Below are 19,106 nucleotides of genomic sequence, written 5' to 3'. Positions count from 1 at the left end.
CTTCGGATCAGTTCGTGGCTGACCTGATAGCCCGCGCGGCGGCGACCATGTTGACGAGCGCTGGCTTCACCTCCTCCCACTTGCGTGTCTTCAGGCCGCAATCGGGATTGATCCAGATCTGGCTGTCATCCAGCCGCTGGCGGGCACGGGACAGCAGATCCGTCATTTCGGAGACGGCGGGCACGCGGGGGGAATGGATGTCGTAGACGCCGGGCCCGATCTCGTTCGGGTACTTGTAGCTGCGGAAAGCATCGAGCAGCTCCATCTTCGAGCGCGAGGTCTCGATGGAGATGACGTCCGCGTCCATGGCACCGATAGCATCGATAATGTCGTTGAACTCGGAATAGCACATGTGGGTGTGGATCTGCGTCTGGTCGCCGACGCCGGACGAGCACAGACGGAAGCACTCCACCGCCCACCGGAGATATTCACCCCACTGGCTCCGGCGCAGCGGCAGTCCCTCGCGCAGGGCCGCCTCGTCGATCTGGATCATGGCGGCGCCCGCCTGCTCCAGATCTTCCACCTCGTCGCGATGGCGAGGGCGATCTGCCGGCATGCAGCGCTGCGCGGAAGGTCATCGCGCACAAACGACCAGTTGAGGATGGTGACCGGCCCGGTGAGCATCCCCTTGAGCGGCTTCTGCGTCAGCGACTGGGCGTAGCGCCACCACTCCACGGTCATGGGCGCCGGGCGGGCGACGTCGCCGAACAGGATGGGCGGCCGTACATAGCGCGAGCCGTAGCTCTGGACCCAGCCGTGCTTGGTGAAGGCGAAACCGGAGAGCTGCTCGCCGAAATACTGAACCATGTCGTTACGTTCGAACTCGCCGTGGACCAGCACGTCGAGGCCGATGTCCTCCTGCCAGCGCACCGCACGCGCGGTCTCCTCGCGCAGGAATTGGGTGTAAGCGTCATCGCTGAGCGCACCCTTGGCATGAGCTGAACGGGCCTGGCGCACTTCGGCAGTCTGCGGAAATGAGCCGATGGTCGTGGTGGGAAAGGCGGGAAGGCCGAAGCGCTTGTGCTGGAGTTCGGCACGCGTGCTGAACGGGCTCGTGCGGCGGGCCATGGCGGCCGTGACCGCGCCGGTTCGCGCCGCGACTGCCGCGTTGTGCACCTTGGGCGACGTCCGACGCGCTTCAGCTGCCGCAGCGGAGGCATCCAGCGCGTCCTTCACCCGCGCGCTGTCGCCCGAAAGCGCGGCCGAGAGCACGGCAAGCTCGTCCATTTTCTGCAGCGAGAAGGCGAGCCAGGACTTCAGGTCCGGATCGAGATCGGTCTCCTGATCGAGATCCACCGGTACGTGGAGAAGCGAGCATGAGGGAGCAAGCTGCACATGATCGGTGCCGCGCCGGGCGACCACTGCCTTCAGACGCTCCGCGAGCGCGGACAGGTTGGCACGCCAGATGTTGCGACCATCGATCGCCCCAAGCGACAGCACGAGGCCCGGACGGGCTTTCTCCACCACCGCCTCAAGCTGTTCCGGCGCACGAACCAGGTCCACATGGAGTCCGGCGACCGGAAGGGACAGGGTCGCATCGAGATTGTCGCCGAGCGCGCCGAAATAGGTGGCGAGCATGATCTTGAGTTTGGGCAGAGCGTGCGCGATGGAGGCATAGGCACGCCGCAGGGCGTCACGCGCAGCATTGTCGAGATCGAGCACGAGACAGGGCTCGTCGATCTGCACCCACTCGGCGCCGTTGGCGGACAGGCGGCGGAGCACATCCACATAGACCGGCAGGATGTTGCCGAGGAGGCTCAGGGGATCGAAGCCCGCCTCCTTGCTCTTGCCGAGCTTCAGGAAGGTGACAGGCCCGAGCAGCACCGGCCGGGTTTCATAGCCGAGGGCTTTGGCCTCGCGATACTCGTCCACCGCCTTCAGGCTGGCGAGCTGAAAGGTCTGGTTCGGAGCGAATTCCGGCACCATGTAATGATAATTGGTGTCGAACCACTTCGTCATTTCCTGCGCCGGCGCCCCCTGCCCTGCACTTCCGTCCCCGTGATGGGAATGGCCACAGGAGGCCTCGGACGCCGCGCCATCAGCGCCCCGGGCCATGGCGAAATAGACCGAGAGCGGGACTTTTCCACCGCGCCAGCCATAGACTTCCGGAATGGCGCCGACCATCACGCTGGTGTCCAACACCTGATCGTAGAGGGAGAAGTCGTTGGACGGGATCACGGTCACGCCGCGCGCCTTCTGGCGGGCCCAGTTCGCGGCCCGCAGGGCAGCGGAGATGTCCAGCAGCTCCGCGTCGCCGGTCTTCCCGGCCCAATAGCTTTCAAGCGCAGCCTTCAGCTCCCGGCGTGGACCGATGCGGGGAGTCCCGAGCGTGGCCACGGGAATGGCGGGGGGTGGTGTGGTGATCGTCGTCACGGCTCTTCAACCCTTCCGTTGAATGGGCGAAGGCCATGGCAGCCGCGACAGGGCGCGGTGGGCGCGAGCCAACCGAGACCCAAGCGCACCACCAGGACACCCCGCCCGAGTACGTATGTTGTCGGGGCAGGTCTCCTGGCTCACGGGTCTCGGCCGGTCGTCCGTCTTCCCAGGATTGCTCCCAGTGACATGAATGGACGTCAGCTCGCCGCTTACAGTTGCGGGGGCAGCGCCGGCATTAAACCGGCTTCCCTCTTAGCTCCGGTGCCACAAACGGCCCAGAGAACCACGACGCCGTCTACGTACGCGCCAAACGCCAGTGCGTCAACGGCATATAAGGACATCTTTATATCGGAAAATGGTGATCGAATGCTGTGTGGACATCGGTCTCGGCTGGGGGTTCGCCTGGATGCTGGCGATATTTGCAAATGGAAACATAGGGAACTGAATTGTGCGGTCGCCATGGTCGGTTTTTTCCCGGCCGCAGGTGGGAAGGCGCCCATCCTTGTACCAACGAATGCGCTCTCTGGGAGTGATGCCAAGAGCCCTGTCAACGGCTTTCGGGGTAAGCGGGGCGAACAGTATCTCGCCGATACGAGTCTCCATCCGCTTGGTAAACGCCTCAAGCCGGCGCTCTCCGGGATCGGGAACCCTGAACGACATCCATCCTTCGCCAACCGCATAATCACCGCCGTCGAGCTTTCGCGCCATAAGCCTCGCGAGGCCTTCCGATGCCCTGATGCGGCGGTCTCGATCGATGGGTGGGAGATCATTCCATGTGAGGCGAACCAACACATGTGCACCCTCATTTTCCGTCGTCATTCTGCCGGGCTGACCCATGTAAAACCTCGACAAAAGCTTGCACGAGACAACAACTTCGCTGTTACGAAAGAAATTTGAGCCTTGGGGGGCTCCATGCCCGTGGAACGCGGCAGATTTGGGCGATTTAGATTGCTGTCACGCTTAAATCCTAGACCACGTGCGATCATATCCTAGCCAGCGGCATAGGGCGTGAACACGCTCAGAGTCTCGTCCACGGCAATAGGTCTGCCGATCATCGGGAAAGCACGCTGCGGGCACGCCGGGCGATCACACACCTTGCACGGGACATCGCCGACCGGCTGATGGCCTCCCTCGGCTCCATGCTGCTCTACTGGTTCCACTTCTCCCAGAACGGCCGGCGCATCGAGGTGGAGACGGACGACGACACCATCGGCGGGCATTTCCTCCATCTTCTGCACGGTCGCGCGCCGAGCGCGAGCCATGTGCGAGCGATGCACACCTCGCTGATCCTCTATGCGGAGCACGAATTCAACGCTTCCACCTTCACCGCCCGCTCCATCGCCGGCACGGGGGCGGATTTCTACTCGGCCATCACCGGCGCCATCGGCGCCCTGCGCGGGCCGAAGCACGGCGGCGCCAACGAAGTCGCCTTCGAAATCCAGAAGCGCTACGCCGACCCGGACGAGGCGGAGGCGGACATTCGCCGCCGGATCGCCGCCAAGGAAGTGGTGATCGGCTTCGGCCACCCGGTCTACACCGTGGCCGACCCGCGCAACGTGGTCATCCGCGAGGTGGCGCGGCGGCTGTCCATCGAGGCGGGCGCGCTCCGCATGTTCGAGATCGCCAGCCGCATCGAGCAGGTGATGGGCGAGACCAAGAAGATGTTCGCCAATCTCGATTGGTTCAGCGCGGTCTCCTACCACATGATGGGGATACCCACGGCTCTGTTCACGCCACTCTTCGTCATCGCCCGCACGTCGGGCTGGAGCGCGCACATTCTGGAGCAGCGCGCCGACAACAAGATCATCCGCCCATCGGCCAATTATGTGGGGCCGGAGCACCAGGTGTTCGTGCCGCTGGAAGCGCGCGGTCGCGCCGCCGTCCGCGCGGCCTGAAAGAGAGACACATGCCCTATCTCGTCGCATCCGATCGCCCCGCCGCGCCTGCCGGCACCCGCTTCCGGGCCCTCGTGGAGGCCAATGGGATCCTGAAGATTCCCGGCACGCACAACGGCATGGCTGCGCTGCAGGCGAAGGCAGCCGGCTTCAATGCCCTCTATCTCTCCGGCGCCGCCATGACGGCGTCCATGGGCCTGCCGGACCTCGGCATCATCACCGTGGATGAAGTTGCTTTCTTCATCCGTCAGGTGGCCCGCGCGAGCGGCCTGCCGGTGCTGGTGGACGGCGACACCGGCTATGGCGAAGCGCTCAACGTGATGCACATGGTGCGCACTTTCGAGGAGGCTGGCGCCGGGGCGGTCCACATCGAGGATCAGCTTCTTCCGAAGAAATGCGGCCACCTGAACGACAAGAAGCTGGCGGACGCCCGCGACATGGCTGCCAAGGTAGCCGCCGCCGCCAAAGCCCGGCGCCACCTCTACCTCATCGCGCGGACCGACGCGGCGGCCAGCGAGGGGATCGACGGGGCGGTGGCCCGCGCCAAGCTCTACGTTGAAGCGGGAGCCGACGCCATCTTCCCCGAGGCGCTCAACGATGCGGAGATGTTCCGCGAATTCGCACGGCGCATGCCCGGCGTGCCGCTGCTCGCCAACATGACCGAGTTTGGCCGAACCCCCTTCTTCACCGCTTCCGAGTTCGAGGCTATGGGCTATCGTCTGGTGATCTGGCCCGTGTCATCGCTGCGGGTGGCCAACAAGGCACAGGAAACGCTCTACGCGACGCTTGCGCGCGATGGCTCCACGCAGGCAATGGTCGGCGAAATGCAGACGCGGGCCGAGCTCTACGATCTCATCGGCCTCAAGACCTTCGAGGCACTCGATGCGTCGATCGTTGCAACCGTGGTTCCGACGCTCGCGGCAGAGTGACGTCAACGGGTCAGGATTCAGAGCGCCCGGGAGCCGCGACGCTGACGATGCCACATTGTGGCATTTTCGCAGCAACTCGGGCGCTTTCCGTCTTTATCGTGGCGAGCCATTGACGCACCGCAAAATCTATCCGTATCGTTAAAGTGACGGTTCCCGAAAGGGATCAAAAGGGAACACGGTGATTCGGTGAGTCCGAAAATGCCGTGGCTGCCCCCGCAACTGTAAGCGGCGAGTCCTCTGCCATCAGCCACTGGGTCGCGAGATCTGGGAAGGCGGCAGACGGGCGGTGACCCGTGAGCCAGGAGACCTGCCGTCGATCGTGGTCACACGCGAGCTCATTGGGCGGGGTGTCCTGGTGGCGGTTTTCCAGCCTTTCTCGGCCGGGCGACCTCGTTCGCGGTGACGGACCACCCGCGCCGCCGAGTGTCTTCATGTCGTCCGTTCTGCTGTCCTTCCCCCGCCGCCCCGGTCGGGCCACGGCCCTCGTTGCCTTCCTTTCCGTCGCATCCGCTCCGTGTGCCTTTGCCCAGACGGCGGACGACCAAAATGCCGGTGACCTGCCCACCCTCGTTGTCAGCGCCACCGGCATTCCGACGCCCGAGACCGAGGTGGCGAGTTCGGTCAGCATCGTCACCGCCGACGACATCGCCCGGGCCCAGCAGCGCACACTCCCGGACGTGCTGCAGTCCCTGCCCGGCCTCAACGTGGTGCAGACGGGCGGCCCCGGAGGGCAGACCTCGGTTTTCATCCGGGGCACAAACTCCAATCATGTGAAGGTGTTGATTGACGGCATTGACGCCGGAAATCCCTCCACGCCCAACGGCGCCTTCGACTTCGGACAGCTCATGGCCTCCGATCTCGAGCGGGTGGAGGTGCTGCGCGGCCCGCAGTCGGGCCTCTATGGCTCGGACGCCATCGGCGGCGTCATTGCGGTCACCACAAAGAAGGGCGAAGGTCCGCCCAAGGTCACGGCCTATGTGGAGGGCGGAGCGCTCGGCACCTTCAACCAGTATGCAAGCCTCTCCGGTTCGACGGAAAAACTGTCGTATTCGTTCAACGTCACCCACTTCTCGTCCACCGACATTCCGGTGACGCCCCAGAACATCGCGCCCCCCTTCTGGCCGCTCAATCCCAACGCTTACGACAACTGGACGTATTCGACGCGTCTCGACTGGCAGGCGGCGGACAATTTCGCGGTCAACTTCGTTGCGCGCTACATCGACTCGAGCCTCGCCTTCACGCCGGACACCTATCCCCCGCCCACCTATTCCGGCGTGCCGGCCGCGCAGCGTTCCACGTCCTATGCCAGCATGTTCTTCACCAAGGGCGAAGGGGTGTGGAAGGCTTTCGATGATCGCCTCATAACCACCTTCGGTGTGAGCGAGCTTTCAACGTCCAATCCCACCGTCGGGCCGAACACGTCAGTGAACGGCACCTATGAGGGCGACCGGCAGATCTATTACCTGCGGTCCAACTACGCCTTCGCGCCGGGACAGAACCTGCTGGTGGGTGCTGAGCGGCGCAACGAGAGCATGACCTCCTCCACCGCCTACACATCCATCGACGCCGCGACAGGAGACACGGGCGTGTATGCGGAGTATCAGGGCAATCTCTGGAACCGGCTCTTCTTTGCCGCCAACGTGCGCTACGACAGCGACGACAGCTTCGGCGACCACACCACCTTCCGTCTCGCCCCTGCTCTTCTGTTCGACGAGACCGGCACCAAGCTGAAAGCGAGCTACGGCACGGGCTTTAAGGCCCCCACGCTCTACCAGCTTTATGCGCCCTATTACGGCAACCTGAACCTGCTGCCGGAAGAAAGCACCGGATGGGACGCAGGCTTTGAGCAGAAAGCATTCGGGGACCGGGTGCTGTTCGGCGTGACCTACTTCCACAACAACATCACCAACCTCATCAGCTACGATCCGGTGACGTATCAGAACATCAACATTTCAAATGCCGTGTCGCAGGGTGTTGAGGCGTTCATCGCCGTCAAGGTCACCGACAGCATTGATGCGCGCGTGGACTATACCTACACCGACGTGGTCGGATATGTGCCCCCTGGCCTGCCGTTTGGCGCCGCCTGTGCGCCCATCGACGCCACGTCCTGCAATCCCCTGCGGCGGCCCAACAACAAGGTGAGCCTTACCCTCGGCTGGCGGCCGACCGACGAACTCGACCTCACGGCGAGCCTCGTCTACGCGTCCTCCTGGTGGGACATCGTGCGTCTCACCTCGAACTACATCGACCAGCCCGGCTATACGGTGGTCAACGTTGCCGCCAACTATAAGTTGAACGCCAACGCCACGCTTTTTGGGCGCATCGACAACCTGTTCGACCAGACCTACGAAAATCCCAACGGCTTTCTTGCTCCCGGCTTCGGCGCCTATGGCGGTGTGAAGCTCACATGGTGAGGGAAGCTGCGCGGCGCCTTGCGAGCGTGCTCGTCGCCGTGTGGCACCTTCTGCTGACGCAGGGGGCGTTTGCCGAAGCTGGGCGCACAGCCGCCCTGCTTCGCGTCGTCTCGCTCAACCTGTGCGCGGATGAACTGGTGTTGCGCCTTGCCGATCCGGGACAGGTCGCATCCGTCACGTTTCTCGCCCGCGACCCCCGCGCCTCTAACGTCGCGGACCTTGCCCGCACCGTGCCGATGAACCGGGGTTTGGCCGAGGAGATCGTCCCCCTGAAGCCGGATCTGGTCATTGTCGGGGCCTATACCACGCGCACCACCACGGCCATGCTGCGCCGACTTGGCTTCGAGGTGCTGGAACTGGATATTCCCCGAACTCTGGGTGAGGCGTATGCCCAGATCCGTATGGTGGCCGCGCGGCTTGGCGTGCCGGAGCGGGGCGAGCAGACGGTGCGGGAGATGGAGGTCGGGTTCGCCCGGCTGCCGGCCGTCGCAGAGAACCACCCCACAGCGGTGGTCCTGCGGCCCAATGGCTTCACGGTCGGCCGGGGCTCGATCTCTGACGAGGTGATGCAGAAGGCCGGTCTATCGAACCTTGCCGCCCGCCTGTCCACCGACAGGAAGGGACAACTGACACTTGAGGAGATCGTGCGCGCGAACCCCGACCTCCTCATCATCAATGCGGAGAAGGACGCGCCTCCCTCACTCGCCGATGGGCTCCTGCGCCACCCGGTATTGGCCGCATTTGCAACCGCCGGACGGTCCGTCGCACTGCCGCCCCGGCTTTGGACGTGTGCCGGTCCCGCGCTCACCGAGGCCGCGGCGCGTCTCGCCACCGCCCGGCTGAGCCTTTCCGGTGTCGGTGCGTCTGGAGAAGATCGGCCGGCCGCTCACCTCGGCGGGGGCACCCTACGTTGATTCCCGAACGCCGCATTCTGCTCCGGCGCGACGCTGCGGTGATCGCCATGATTCACGACCTTCCGGCCTCCGCCCGCTTCTGTGATCGGGTCGCCTTGATGAAGGATGGGGCCTTATCGCCGAAGGTGTCCCAAGGCCGGTGCTGGACGAAGAACGGATCGCAGAGGCGTTGTCGGTCGATGGCCTGCGGTTCGAACATGCGGGCGAGAGTGTCGTCCTGCCATGGTCCCGACCCAGGCGCGAAAACAGCAGGCAGGAGGCCAGCCAGCATGAGCGATAACGTCTTCGACGCGACCGCAGCACATATCCGGGACCCTTATTGCGGCTTCAGCCTCGGCATTTTCGGGGCCATCGCGGAATTCATGCGAGACCCCGCCGAGGCGGCGGAGGTGTGGGAGGGGCCCGATAGCCTTTCGTTACTGACGACCCGCGGCGGGCTGCGCTTTCACGACCATCCGCAAGCCGTCCTCGTCGACTATCGCATGCCTTCGCGCCATGTTGAGCGCCGGATTCCGGCTCGCGCCGTGTGCCTGCCCACCACCTTGGCCGGCCGCGCTGGCCGCGGCGTCCTCACTGAGGTGGGGACCGATGCCGATGCCCTTCGGGAAGAGGATCGCGATGCCGTTCTGTTCGACCTCGGCATTGGACTTGGGTCCGTCGAGGCGTGCATACGGACCGGTGCTCCGGACCTCCTGGCGATCCTGCGCGCTGGGGAGGGCCGTCCGGTTTTCGAGGTTCCCGGCCTTATGCCCGCCTTGGTCGCGCACGGGCCGCACCGCGTGTTCATCTCAGCGCTCGCGCGCATTGAAGTTTTCTCGCCCATCCCGCCGCCCGACGGCCGGAGCCCCGACGGCCCGCACACGCACGTTCTGCCGAGGCTTCTGGCACACCAGCGCACCCACGCCGCCAATGTTCCAATCCCCGAGGGGTGGGTGCCGTGCTTCTCCATCCACCCTCCTGCCGCTCCGGATGCGGATGGGGTCGCTGACACCGAGACTGGCGCTTGCTTCTAAAGGTTCTTGGTAGAGCGCAGCGCCGCCCGCTGCGCTGGCGCAGTTGACCAATTCCGCAAGCGGCAGGCCATCGAGGGTGGGCCGTCGCCGAGACATGCTGCCTGACCGCCTCGGACGCAATCCGAGCCACGGCTCCCTGGCGATCGATGCGGCGCAGGAACGTCTGCGTTCACGTTCTGCCCCTTCCGACGGTTCCGGGCTCTCCAGAAGCCGGATTTTAGTTTAGTGAAGGAGGCCAATCCGTGTGCGCACCACGTGCACACGGTACGGCGAAATGTTATCCAACTACCGAATAATGCTTAAAAATCAGAACATTGTACTGTCCGTGGCGCCCATGATGGACTGGACGGACCGGCATTGCCGGGCCTTCCATCGCACCTTCTCGCGCCATGCGCTGCTCTATACGGAGATGGTGACGGCGCCTGCCGTGATCCATGGCGACCGGGCCCGGCTGCTCGGGTTTTCGGAGGTCGAGCATCCGGTGGCCGTGCAACTCGGCGGCAGTGATCCGGCGCTTTTGGCCCAGGCGGCGCGTATCTGCGCCGATTTCGGCTATGACGAGATCAACCTCAACGTGGGCTGCCCCTCCGACCGGGTTCAGGGCGGTAATTTCGGCGCGTGTCTCATGCGCGAGCCGCAGGTGGTGGCCGAGTGCGTCGCCGCCATGAAGGGCGCCGTATCCCTCCCCGTCACCGTGAAATGCCGCATCGGCGTGGACGACCAGGACCCCGAGGAAGCCCTCGACACCCTGGCCGACGCCGTGCTGGCGGCCGGTTGCGACGGGCTCATCGTCCATGCCCGCAAGGCGTGGCTGAACGGCCTTTCCCCGCGCGAGAACCGGGACATCCCGCCCCTCGACTATGACCGCGTGCGACGCCTCAAGGCCCGCCTGCCACACGTTCCGGTGTCCCTCAACGGCGGTCTCGAAAGCCTCGCGCAGGGGCTCGCCGAGGCGGAGGGGCTCGACGGCATCATGTTCGGCCGCGCCGCCTATCACACGCCGGAACTGCTGGCGGATGTGGACCTCACCCTCCACGGCGTCCCGGCCCCGCACGAGGATACGTTCGCGGCCATCGAGGCGTTCGAGCCCTATATCGCCCGCCACCTCGAAGCCGGCGGCCGGCTGTCCGACATCACCCGCCACATGCTGGGCCTGTTCGGCGGCAAGAAGGGCGCGCGCATCTTCCGCCGCCGCCTCTCCACCGAGGCCATCATCCCCGGTGCCGGGCTCGAGGTGCTGCGCAGTGCGGTGGACGAGGTGCGCCGCCGCGACCTGCAGGCGGCCTGACGAGGCGGCAATTCCTGCGGAGTTGCGTGAATAGCGCAGCTCTCGCCGGCGTCATGCGGCCGGCACAGTGGACATATGCCGAATTCCGGGCCACTCCTCGTCGCCTATCCGCCCGCAAGCCTTCGGTTCCGCTCATGTTTTCCAACGTTCCCGTGCAGGAGCTCGTCCTGCTCGTCGCCGCCATGCTGGCCGGTGGCCTGCTCACGGGCCTGCTCGCCGGTCTCTTCGGCATTGGCGGCGGCGGCGTCATCGTGCCGGTGCTGTACGAGGTCTTCGGCTTCCTCGGGGTGGACGACAGCGTGCGGATGCAATTGTGCGTCGGCACCTCCCTCGCCATCATCATCCCCACCGCCATGGCCTCCCACCGCACCCACATCGCCAAGGGCGCATCGCTGCCCGGCGTGCTGGCGAAATGGCGCATCCCGGCCATCATCGGCATCATAGCGGGCAGCGCCATTGCGGCGGTGGCGGCGGGTTGGGTGCTACAGGCGGTTTTCGTGGCGGTGGTGTCGCTGCTGGGGCTGAAGAGCCTCATCGGCCGCAACGACATCCGTATCTCCGACCACCTGCCCTCTTCCGCGGTGATGCGCTTCTACGGCTTCTTTATCGGCCTCGCGTCGTCGCTGGTGGGCATCTCGGGTGGGGGCATCTCCACCAACATCCTGCTGCTCTACGGCGTGCCGATCCACGCCGCCGTTGCGACCTCGGCCGGCATCGGCGTCATCATCCCCATACCGGGAGTGATCGGCTATGCCATCGCCGGCTGGCCGCACCTCTCCGAGCTGCCGCCGCTATCGATCGGCTATGTCTCGGTGATCGGCTTTCTGTGCATCGCCCCGGTGGCGACGCTGGTGGCGCCTTATGGGGCTCGGCTCGCGCACCGGCTGAGCCGCCGCCATCTGGAGATCGGCTTCGGCCTGTTCCTGCTGCTGATCGGCGCGCGCTTCCTCATCGCCATCATAAAAGGCTGAGGCGGCGCCTCACCAGCGGTGGGTGAAGCCGGCGGTGATGCTCTTGTTCAGCGTCGAGCCGGTATCGGCCACGGAGGTGGTCACCGTGAGGTCCGGCGCGAGCTGCTGCTGGGCGCTCACGGTGGGCAGAAGCTGGGATGAATTGCTCGTCGCCTTGGTCGAGACGGCGAAAGTGGTGCCCATGTCTGTCAGCTTGAGGCTGAGCGACTTGTCCGTCTCCCACGCCTGCGACCCGGCCTTCACTTGATAGGTATCCGCCAGCGTCGCCGCGAGACCGCTGGTCAGGGGAATGGTGCGCTCGAAGGTGGTGGCGAGCTTGCTCGCCGCATCGTTGGGATCGACGGAGACGTTCAACGTGCCCTTCTCCCACACCATCCAGTCCGGCAGCCGGGAGACGGTGACTTTCGCATAGGCGGTGCCGCCGAGGCCGTCCGCGCTCTGGCCAACGGTGGGCGCCACGCTCGATCCCGTGGCGGAGAGGTCGAGGCCGACCACCGCGCCATAGTCCTGCACGGGCGTCGAATAGGTGAGCGAGGTCGAGCCGTCGGCCTTCAGGGCCGTCTTCGCCTCCGTCCCGTCGGCAAGCGCCGGCGCGGCGGCGAAGAACGGAGAAAGCAGCGCCGGCAGAAGCGCGGAGCGCGTGAGGGGGCGGCGGATCGCCATGGGTCTCGACCTCCCGGGGCAGAGGGTGGGGCACCGGAACGGGGACCGCGCACGCGGCTACCGTTCCTCTCGGCTTGCTTGGTCGAGGATGGATGGGGAGAAGTTAAGGCGGAATTGTTGCACTGCGGCGTCGTCCCCATCATGCGCGCGCCGCATGGCTTTTGCGCCACACGCGCGCCGGGCCGCCTTGCCGCCGGGCCAGCCGCGTCCTAATCCCCGCGCGGGAGGATGATAATGACACAGCCGGATCTTTCGAGCGCGACCCTCGATCTGCTCACCCGCATTGCCGGGGCGCTGGAGCGCCTGGCGCCGCCTGCGGTACCCACACCGGATTTCGAGGCGGCCGACGCCTTCGTCTGGCACACCGACCCGATCCGCTTCGAGCCTGTGCCGCGGGTGAACCGGGTGGAAATGGACCTCTTGCAGGGCATCGACCGGGTGCGCGACCAGCTCGTGGAGAACACCGAGCGCTTCGCCCGCGGCCTGCCGGCCAACAATGCGCTGCTCTGGGGCGCGCGCGGCATGGGGAAAAGCTCGCTGGTGAAGGCCTCCCACGCCGCCATCAACCGGTCTCTGGCCGATGATGGCGCGCGCCTGAAGCTGGTGGAGATCCACCGCGAGGACATCGAGACCCTGCCGGCCCTGATGGGCCTGGTGCGCGGCTCCCATCACCGCTTCATTGTCTTCTGCGACGATCTCTCGTTCGATTCCGACGATACGTCCTACAAGTCGCTGAAGGCGGTGCTGGAAGGCGGCATCGAGGGGCGGCCGGACAATGTGATCTTCTACGCCACGTCCAACCGTCGCCACCTGCTGCCGCGCGACATGATGGACAATGAGCGCTCCACCGCCATCAATCCGGGCGAGGCGGTGGAAGAGAAGGTCTCCCTCTCCGACCGGTTCGGCCTGTGGCTCGGCTTCCACAAGTGCAGCCAGGACGAATACCTCGCCATGGTCGCCGCCTATGTGGACCACCACGGCATTCCCGCGACGGAAGAGGAGTGGCGGCCGAAGGCGCTCGAATGGGCCACCACCCGTGGCGCCCGTTCCGGCCGCACCGCCTACCAGTTCGTGCAGGATCTCGCCGGACGGCTTGGGGTGGCGCTGAAGGCGGCGTAAGGCGCCGGCCTGCGCTAGGGCGACGTCTGACTTGCCTCCTCTCCCGCAAGGGAGAGGGGAGCCTCCACTTCACCCCTCGGCGATAACCGCCAGGAATTGCTGGCCGTAGCGCATCAGCTTGGCCTCGCCGATGCCTGAGATCATGCCCAGCGCCTTCATGGTGGTGGGCTTCAGCTCGGCGATGGCCATCAAGGTGGTGTCGTGGAAGATGACGTAGGGCGGCACGCCCTGCGCCCGCGCCAGCTCCAGCCTGAGCTTCTTCAATTTCTGGAACAGGGCCTCGTCGGCCGGATCGGCCAGAGCGGCGGAGGGGCCGCGTCCGCCGCCGGTGACGCGGGCGGCGCGGGGGCGCGCCTCGGCCTTCAGCTCCACCCGCTCCTCGCCGCGCAGCACGGGGCGGCATTTCTCGGTGAGGCCGAGGCTGCCGTGGCCCTCCACATCCACCCAGAGATAGCCCATGGCCACCAGCTGGCGGACCACGGCCCGCCATTCATCGCGCGAGAAATTGCCGCCGATGCCGAAGGTGGAGAGCTTGTCGTGGCCGAACTTGGTCACCTTGTCGTTGGCCTCGCCGCGCAGCACGTCGATGACATGGCCGGCGCCGAACCGCTCCCCGGTGCGGTAGACGCAGGAGAGCAGCTTCTGCGCGGCCTCGGTGCCGTCGAAGGTGCGGGGCGGATCGAGGCAGGTATCGCAATTGCCGCACGGTTGCGGCAGGTCTTCCTCGAAATATTTCAGCAGCACCTGCCGCCGGCAGGAGGCGGTCTCGGCGAGCCCCAGCAGCGCATCGAGCTTGCTGCGCTCCACCCGCTTCCTTGCCTCGGGTGCATCCGAGCCGTCCACGAACTGGATCAGCTTGGCCACGTCCTCCACGCCGTACAGCAGCAGCGTCTCGGAGGGCAGGCCGTCGCGGCCGGCGCGGCCGGTTTCCTGATAATAGGCCTCGATGCTTTTCGGCAGGTCGAGATGGACGACGAAGCGCACGTCCGGCTTGTCGATGCCCATGCCGAAGGCGATGGTCGCCACCATCACCACGCCTTCCTCCTTCAGGAAGCGGTCCTGGTGGCGGGCGCGCGTGTCGGCGTCGAGGCCGGCATGATAGGGCAGCGCCGTGCGGCCCTCGGTGGAGAGCATCTCGGCGGTCGCCTCCACCTTCGCCCGGCTCATGCAATAGATGATGCCCGCCTCGCCATCATGGGCGTCGAGGAAGGCCTTCAGCTGCACGCGGGGATTGGCCTTCGGCGCGATGCGGTAGCGGATGTTCGGCCGGTCGAAGGAGGACAGGAACACCTGCCCCTCCTCCAGATTCAGCCGCTCCACGATCTCCCGGCGGGTCGGCCCGTCGGCCGTGGCGGTGAGCGCCATGCGCGGCACGCCGGGATAGCGCTCGTGCAGAATGGTGAGCTGGCGATATTCGGGCCGAAAATCGTGCCCCCACTGGGAGACGCAATGGGCCTCGTCGATGGCGAACAGAGAGATGCGCGCGCCGTCCAGCAGATGGAGGAAGCCGTCCGTCAGCAGCCGCTCGGGCGCCACGTAAAGGAGGTCGAGGTCGCCCATGGCGAGCGCCCGCTCCACCTGCCGCCCCTCGCCGGGGGCAAGCGACGAATTGAGCATGGCCGCCTTCACGCCGAGCTGGCGCAGCGCCTGCACCTGATCGTGCATCAGCGCGATCAGCGGCGAGACCACGATGCCCGTGCCCGGCCGCACCAGGGCCGGCACCTGATAACACAGGGATTTTCCGCCGCCCGTGGGCATGAGCACAAGGGCATCGCCCCCGGCGACCACATGCTCCACGATATCCCGCTGCCGCCCGCGGAACGCCTCGTAGCCAAAGACGTGGCGCAGGACCTCAAGCGGAGCGGAATCATGAAGGGTAGCGAGCATGGGGCCTTATAGCCCCCTGCCCTCGCCGGGCAATGCGGGATGGAGCCGCGCTTGCCTATCGACGCCCCGCCGCAAGCAGCAGGGCCGCACCGCCGACGAGGATGCCGGCGGACACGCGGTCCGCCACCAGCGTGAAGCGCCCCTTCAGCGCGGCGCGCGCCTTGTCTGCCACCACCGCCCACAGCATGTCGCCCACCAGTGCGATGACCGCGAAGATCGCCGCCAGAAGCGCGATCTGAGGCACGGGATCAGCCGTGTTGGTGACGAATTGCGGCAGGAAGGCCGCGTGGAACAGGAGCGTCTTGGGATTGGCGAAGGCCACCGCGAGCCCGCGCCCGAAGGCGGCATGGGCGGAAGGTGTGGGCGCGTCCACCGCCTTGCCGGCACTGCGCCACTGCATCACCGCAAGCCAAACGAGGTAGGTGGCCCCGGCATAGCGCACGAGATCGAAGTGGCGGGAGAAGGCCTCCACCACATAAGCGAGGCCCCCCGCTACCAGAGCCAATTGGGCGATGAGGCCCACATTGACGCCCATGGCGGTGAGAATGCCCGCCTGTCGCCCGTGCTTGAGGCTGGTGCCGACGATGAGCGCCACGTTCGGCCCCGGCGTCGCCCCCAGGGCGATGCAGGCGAGCACGAACAGGGCGAGGCTTTCGGCCGAGATCATCACTTGCGCTCCTCCGGCCGAAAGCCCCCGCTCGCGGGATCAGGCCTCCGGCGTGTCGTCTCCGGCGGCTTCCGCGCCGCCTTCGCCCGCCTCGCCTTCGGCGCCGGTGTCCTCGCTGATGTGCTCCACCGAGACCACGCGCTCGCCTTCCGCCGTGTCGAACACGATGACGCCCTGGCTGGCGCGGCCGACGATGCGGATGCCATCCACGGGGCAGCGGATGAGCTGGCCGCCGTCGGTGACGAGCATGATCTGGTCGGCATCCTCCACGGGGAAGGAGGCGACGAGGCGGCCGTTGCGCTCGTTCACCGCCATGGCGACGATGCCCTTACCGCCGCGCCCGGTGACACGATATTCGTAGGACGAGGTGCGCTTGCCGTAGCCGTTCTCGGACACGGTAAGGATGAACTGCTCCTTCGCGCCCATCTCGGCGTAGCGCTCCTGGCTGAGCTGGCCGGAGCCGCTCGCGCCCTCCTCCTGCTCCACCTCGGCGCTCTCGCCCGCCTCGCCGCGCAGGGCGCGGCGCATCTTGATGTAGGCGAGCCGCTGCTCGGCATCGGCATCCACATGGCGGATGATGGCCATGGAGATGACGCTGTCGCCATCCTCCAGCCGGATGCCGCGCACGCCCACGCTGTCGCGGCCCTTGAACAGGCGCACCTCGGTGGCGGGGAAGCGGATGCAGGCGCCGGCCGCCGTGGTGAGGAGCACGTCGTCCTCCTCCGTGCACAGGCCGACATCCGCGATGGCCTCGCCCTCGGCGAGCTTCATGGCGATCTTGCCGTTGCGGTTCACCTGCTGGAAATCGGTGAGCGCATTGCGCCGCACAGTGCCGCCGGTGGTGGCGAACATGATCTGCAGGCGCTGGTTCTCGCCCTCGTCCTCCGGCAGGAGAACGACGGACGTGATGCGCTCGTCCTGCTCCAGCGGCAGGATGTTGATGAGGGCCTTGCCGCGGGCCTGCGGCGCCGCCAGCGGCAGGCGCCACACCTTCATCTTGTAGACCTGCCCCTTGGAGGAGAAGAACAGCACCGGCGCGTGGGTCGAGGCCACGAACAGGCGGGTGACGAAATCCTCGTCCCGCGTCTGCATGGCCGAGCGGCCCTTGCCGCCGCGCCGCTGCGCCCGATAGGTGGAGAGCGGCACGCGCTTGATGTAGCCGGCATGGGAGACGGTGACGACCATCTCCTCGCGCTGGATCAGATCCTCGTCCTCCAGATCGCCGAAGCCCTCGACGATCTCGGTCTTCCGGGGCGTGCCGAACTCCGCCTTGATGGCGAGAAGCTCGTCCCGGATGATCGCGCGCATGCGCGGCCGGCTGGCGAGGATTTCGAGATAATCGGCGATCTCGGCGGCGAGCTTGTCCAGCTCGTCGGCGATTTCATCGCGGCCGAGAGCGGTGAGCCGCTGGAGCCTGAGGTCGAGGATCGCGCGGGCCTGCACCTCGGAGAGGCGATAGGTGCCGTCCTCCTTCAGCTTGTGACGCGGATCGGCGATGAGGGCGATGAGCGGCGCCATGTCCTTCGCCGGCCAGTCGCGGCCCATCAGGGATTCGCGGGCGCTCGCCGGGTCCGGCGCGGTGCGGATGAGGCGGATCACCTCGTCGATGTTGGCGACGGCGATGGCGAGGCCCACCAACACGTGGGCGCGATCGCGCGCCTTGCGCAGCAGGAATTTGGTGCGCCGGCTGATGACCTCCTCGCGGAAGGCGATGAAGGCGGTCAGCACGTCGTGCAGGGTGAGCAGGCCCGGCTTGCCGCCGGACAGCGCCACCATGTTCACGCCGAAGGAGGTCTGCAGCAGCGTGAGCCGGTAGAGGTTGTTCAGCACCACGTCGGCCTGGGCGTCGCGCTTGATCTCGATGACCACGCGCATGCCGTCGCGATCACTCTCATCGCGGATCTCGGAGATGCCCTCCACCCGCTTGTCACGCACCAGCTCCGCGATCTTCTCGATCATCGTCGCCTTGTTCACCTGATAGGGAATCTCGGTGACGATGAGGGCTTCGCGGTCCTTGCGGATGTTCTCGATGGCGACCTTCGCGCGCATCAAGATGGAGCCGCGGCCGGTGAGATAGGCCTGGCGGATGCCGGTGCGGCCGAGGATCAGCGCGCCGGTGGGGAAGTCCGGGCCGGGCAGCAGGTCGAGCAGCGCCTCGGGCTCAAGCAGCGGGTCGTCCAGCAGCGCGACGGTGACGTCGATGATCTCGCCGAGGTTGTGCGGCGGGATGTTGGTGGCCATGCCGACCGCGATGCCGCCGGCGCCATTGACCAGGAGGTTCGGGAACTTGGCCGGGAGAACGGTCGGCTCCCGCTCGGAATTGTCGTAATTCTCCTGGAAATCGACGGTTTCCTTGTCGAGGTCGTCGAGAAGGGTGTTGGTCACCTTCTCGAGGCGCACCTCGGTGTATCGCATGGCCGCCGGGGCATCGCCGTCCACCGAGCCGAAATTGCCCTGGCCGTCCACCAGCGGGAGCCGCATGGCGAAGGTCTGCGCCATGCGCACCAGCGCGTCATAGACCGACTGGTCGCCGTGGGGATGGTATTTACCGATCACGTCGCCGACCACGCGGGCCGACTTGCGGTACTGCTTGTTCCACTCGTACCCGTTCTCGTGCATGGAGAACAGGATGCGCCGATGCACGGGCTTGAGGCCGTCGCGCACGTCGGGCAGGGCCCGGGCGACGATGACGCTCATGGCATAATCGAGATAGGAGCGGGACAGCTCCTCCGTGATGGAAACGGGCCGGATGTCGGACGGCGGCTCGCCACCAGTCTTCGGCGTTTCGGAATCGGCCAAAAGTCAGCACTCGCATGGATTGGTGAGGTGCTTCCTTCTAGCCGATTCACCCCTGCGACGCCAGCAAAACCCCTCTGGCGGACGTAAATTTATACTATATAAATCAATGGGTTGTGCGGACCATCTCGCAGGTCTCCGGACAATTTGTCGGTTTTGCGTCAGATGGGCCCG

At 66.1% G+C, this 19,106-nt stretch carries 13 protein-coding genes, 2 pseudogenes and 2 riboswitches; of the genes and pseudogenes, 8 read left to right on the top strand and 7 right to left on the bottom strand.

Going from position 1 to position 19,106, the window contains the following annotated elements; genetic code table 11:
- Positions 1–7: 7 nt before the first annotated feature.
- From metE to A37E_RS27510, 3 genes and pseudogenes are all read right to left on the bottom strand, one after another.
- A pseudogene (metE, locus tag A37E_RS25540) lies at positions 8–2,364 on the bottom strand (5-methyltetrahydropteroyltriglutamate--homocysteine S-methyltransferase).
- A 116-nt stretch (positions 2,365–2,480) separates the two neighbouring features.
- Positions 2,481–2,679: riboswitch (cobalamin riboswitch) on the bottom strand.
- 18 nt (positions 2,680–2,697) lie between these two features.
- Complete coding sequence (locus A37E_RS27095) at positions 2,698–3,213, bottom strand: hypothetical protein (RefSeq protein ID WP_156026398.1); 516 nt, start codon at positions 3,211–3,213, stop codon at positions 2,698–2,700.
- A gap of 152 nt (positions 3,214–3,365) precedes the next feature.
- Positions 3,366–3,470: a short-chain fatty acyl-CoA regulator family protein gene (locus tag A37E_RS27510; RefSeq protein ID WP_245279400.1), complete on the bottom strand. Its 105-nt coding sequence runs from the start codon at positions 3,468–3,470 to the stop codon at positions 3,366–3,368.
- 3 nt (positions 3,471–3,473) lie between these two features.
- On the opposite strand from A37E_RS27510, the pseudogene A37E_RS0121430 reads away from it, so the two are divergent.
- From A37E_RS0121430 to A37E_RS0121395, 7 genes and pseudogenes are all read left to right on the top strand, one after another.
- Positions 3,474–4,271 (top strand): annotated as a pseudogene (locus tag A37E_RS0121430) (citrate/2-methylcitrate synthase); the annotation flags it as partial.
- Positions 4,272–4,282: 11 nt separating this feature from the next.
- On the top strand, positions 4,283–5,200 hold the full coding sequence (gene prpB / locus A37E_RS0121425) for a methylisocitrate lyase (protein WP_029558498.1): 918 nt from the start codon (positions 4,283–4,285) through the stop codon (positions 5,198–5,200).
- A 130-nt stretch (positions 5,201–5,330) separates the two neighbouring features.
- A riboswitch (cobalamin riboswitch) is annotated at positions 5,331–5,530 on the top strand.
- 101 nt (positions 5,531–5,631) lie between these two features.
- Positions 5,632–7,614, top strand: coding sequence for a TonB-dependent receptor (locus A37E_RS0121420; RefSeq protein ID WP_029558497.1), 1,983 nt, complete (start codon positions 5,632–5,634; stop codon positions 7,612–7,614).
- Positions 7,608–8,528 (top strand): ABC transporter substrate-binding protein, encoded by a 921-nt coding sequence (locus A37E_RS0121415; RefSeq protein ID WP_081837713.1) that lies wholly within the window; start codon positions 7,608–7,610, stop codon positions 8,526–8,528. The genes A37E_RS0121420 and A37E_RS0121415 overlap by 7 nt, the downstream gene beginning before the upstream one ends.
- A gap of 269 nt (positions 8,529–8,797) precedes the next feature.
- A complete protein-coding gene (locus A37E_RS0121405; RefSeq protein ID WP_051679240.1) occupies positions 8,798–9,541 on the top strand; it encodes a hypothetical protein in 744 nt (247 codons plus the stop codon).
- 295 nt (positions 9,542–9,836) lie between these two features.
- Positions 9,837–10,829: a tRNA dihydrouridine(20/20a) synthase DusA gene (dusA, locus tag A37E_RS0121400; RefSeq protein ID WP_081837712.1), complete on the top strand. Its 993-nt coding sequence runs from the start codon at positions 9,837–9,839 to the stop codon at positions 10,827–10,829.
- A gap of 134 nt (positions 10,830–10,963) precedes the next feature.
- A complete protein-coding gene (locus tag A37E_RS0121395) occupies positions 10,964–11,800 on the top strand; it encodes a sulfite exporter TauE/SafE family protein (RefSeq protein ID WP_024279065.1) in 837 nt (278 codons plus the stop codon).
- Between the two features lie 9 nt (positions 11,801–11,809).
- Here the strand turns inward: A37E_RS0121395 and A37E_RS0121390 are convergent, their stop codons facing one another.
- Positions 11,810–12,463 (bottom strand): hypothetical protein, encoded by a 654-nt coding sequence (locus A37E_RS0121390; RefSeq protein ID WP_029558492.1) that lies wholly within the window; start codon positions 12,461–12,463, stop codon positions 11,810–11,812.
- A gap of 234 nt (positions 12,464–12,697) precedes the next feature.
- On the opposite strand from A37E_RS0121390, the gene A37E_RS0121385 reads away from it, so the two are divergent.
- Complete coding sequence (locus A37E_RS0121385; RefSeq protein WP_029558491.1) at positions 12,698–13,582, top strand: ATP-binding protein; 885 nt, start codon at positions 12,698–12,700, stop codon at positions 13,580–13,582.
- Positions 13,583–13,651: 69 nt separating this feature from the next.
- Here the strand turns inward: A37E_RS0121385 and recQ are convergent, their stop codons facing one another.
- The 3 genes from recQ to gyrA are packed head-to-tail and all read right to left on the bottom strand — an operon-like array spanning position 13,652 to position 18,935.
- Complete coding sequence (gene recQ, locus A37E_RS0121380) at positions 13,652–15,469, bottom strand: DNA helicase RecQ (RefSeq protein ID WP_029558490.1); 1,818 nt, start codon at positions 15,467–15,469, stop codon at positions 13,652–13,654.
- A gap of 55 nt (positions 15,470–15,524) precedes the next feature.
- On the bottom strand, positions 15,525–16,136 hold the full coding sequence (locus A37E_RS0121375) for a LysE family translocator (RefSeq protein ID WP_029558489.1): 612 nt from the start codon (positions 16,134–16,136) through the stop codon (positions 15,525–15,527).
- A 39-nt stretch (positions 16,137–16,175) separates the two neighbouring features.
- Positions 16,176–18,935, bottom strand: coding sequence for a DNA gyrase subunit A (gene gyrA, locus A37E_RS0121370; RefSeq protein ID WP_029558488.1), 2,760 nt, complete (start codon positions 18,933–18,935; stop codon positions 16,176–16,178).
- Between the last annotated feature and the right edge of the window lie 171 nt (positions 18,936–19,106).

The sequence above is a fragment of the Xanthobacter sp. 91 genome, assembly GCF_000702385.1.
In the GTDB taxonomy this organism is placed as follows: Bacteria; Pseudomonadota; Alphaproteobacteria; order Rhizobiales; family Xanthobacteraceae; genus Xanthobacter; species Xanthobacter aminoxidans.
The sequence above is the reverse complement of the archived record's forward strand: the minus strand, read 5'-3'. Positions and strand labels throughout refer to the sequence as shown.

What these genes read in the sequence shown, in the direction of transcription:
- A37E_RS27095 (WP_156026398.1), bottom strand. Translation starts at nt 3,213, where the DNA reads ATGGGTCAGCCCGGCAGAATGACGACGGAAAATGAGGGTGCACATGTG.
- prpB (WP_029558498.1), top strand. Translation starts at nt 4,283, where the DNA reads ATGCCCTATCTCGTCGCATCCGATCGCCCCGCCGCGCCTGCCGGCACC.
- A37E_RS0121420 (WP_029558497.1), top strand. Translation starts at nt 5,632, where the DNA reads ATGTCGTCCGTTCTGCTGTCCTTCCCCCGCCGCCCCGGTCGGGCCACG.
- A37E_RS0121415 (WP_081837713.1), top strand. Translation starts at nt 7,608, where the DNA reads ATGGTGAGGGAAGCTGCGCGGCGCCTTGCGAGCGTGCTCGTCGCCGTG.
- A37E_RS0121405 (WP_051679240.1), top strand. Translation starts at nt 8,798, where the DNA reads ATGAGCGATAACGTCTTCGACGCGACCGCAGCACATATCCGGGACCCT.
- dusA (WP_081837712.1), top strand. Translation starts at nt 9,837, where the DNA reads ATGCTTAAAAATCAGAACATTGTACTGTCCGTGGCGCCCATGATGGAC.
- A37E_RS0121395 (WP_024279065.1), top strand. Translation starts at nt 10,964, where the DNA reads ATGTTTTCCAACGTTCCCGTGCAGGAGCTCGTCCTGCTCGTCGCCGCC.
- A37E_RS0121390 (WP_029558492.1), bottom strand. Translation starts at nt 12,463, where the DNA reads ATGGCGATCCGCCGCCCCCTCACGCGCTCCGCGCTTCTGCCGGCGCTG.
- A37E_RS0121385 (WP_029558491.1), top strand. Translation starts at nt 12,698, where the DNA reads ATGACACAGCCGGATCTTTCGAGCGCGACCCTCGATCTGCTCACCCGC.
- recQ (WP_029558490.1), bottom strand. Translation starts at nt 15,469, where the DNA reads ATGCTCGCTACCCTTCATGATTCCGCTCCGCTTGAGGTCCTGCGCCAC.
- A37E_RS0121375 (WP_029558489.1), bottom strand. Translation starts at nt 16,136, where the DNA reads ATGATCTCGGCCGAAAGCCTCGCCCTGTTCGTGCTCGCCTGCATCGCC.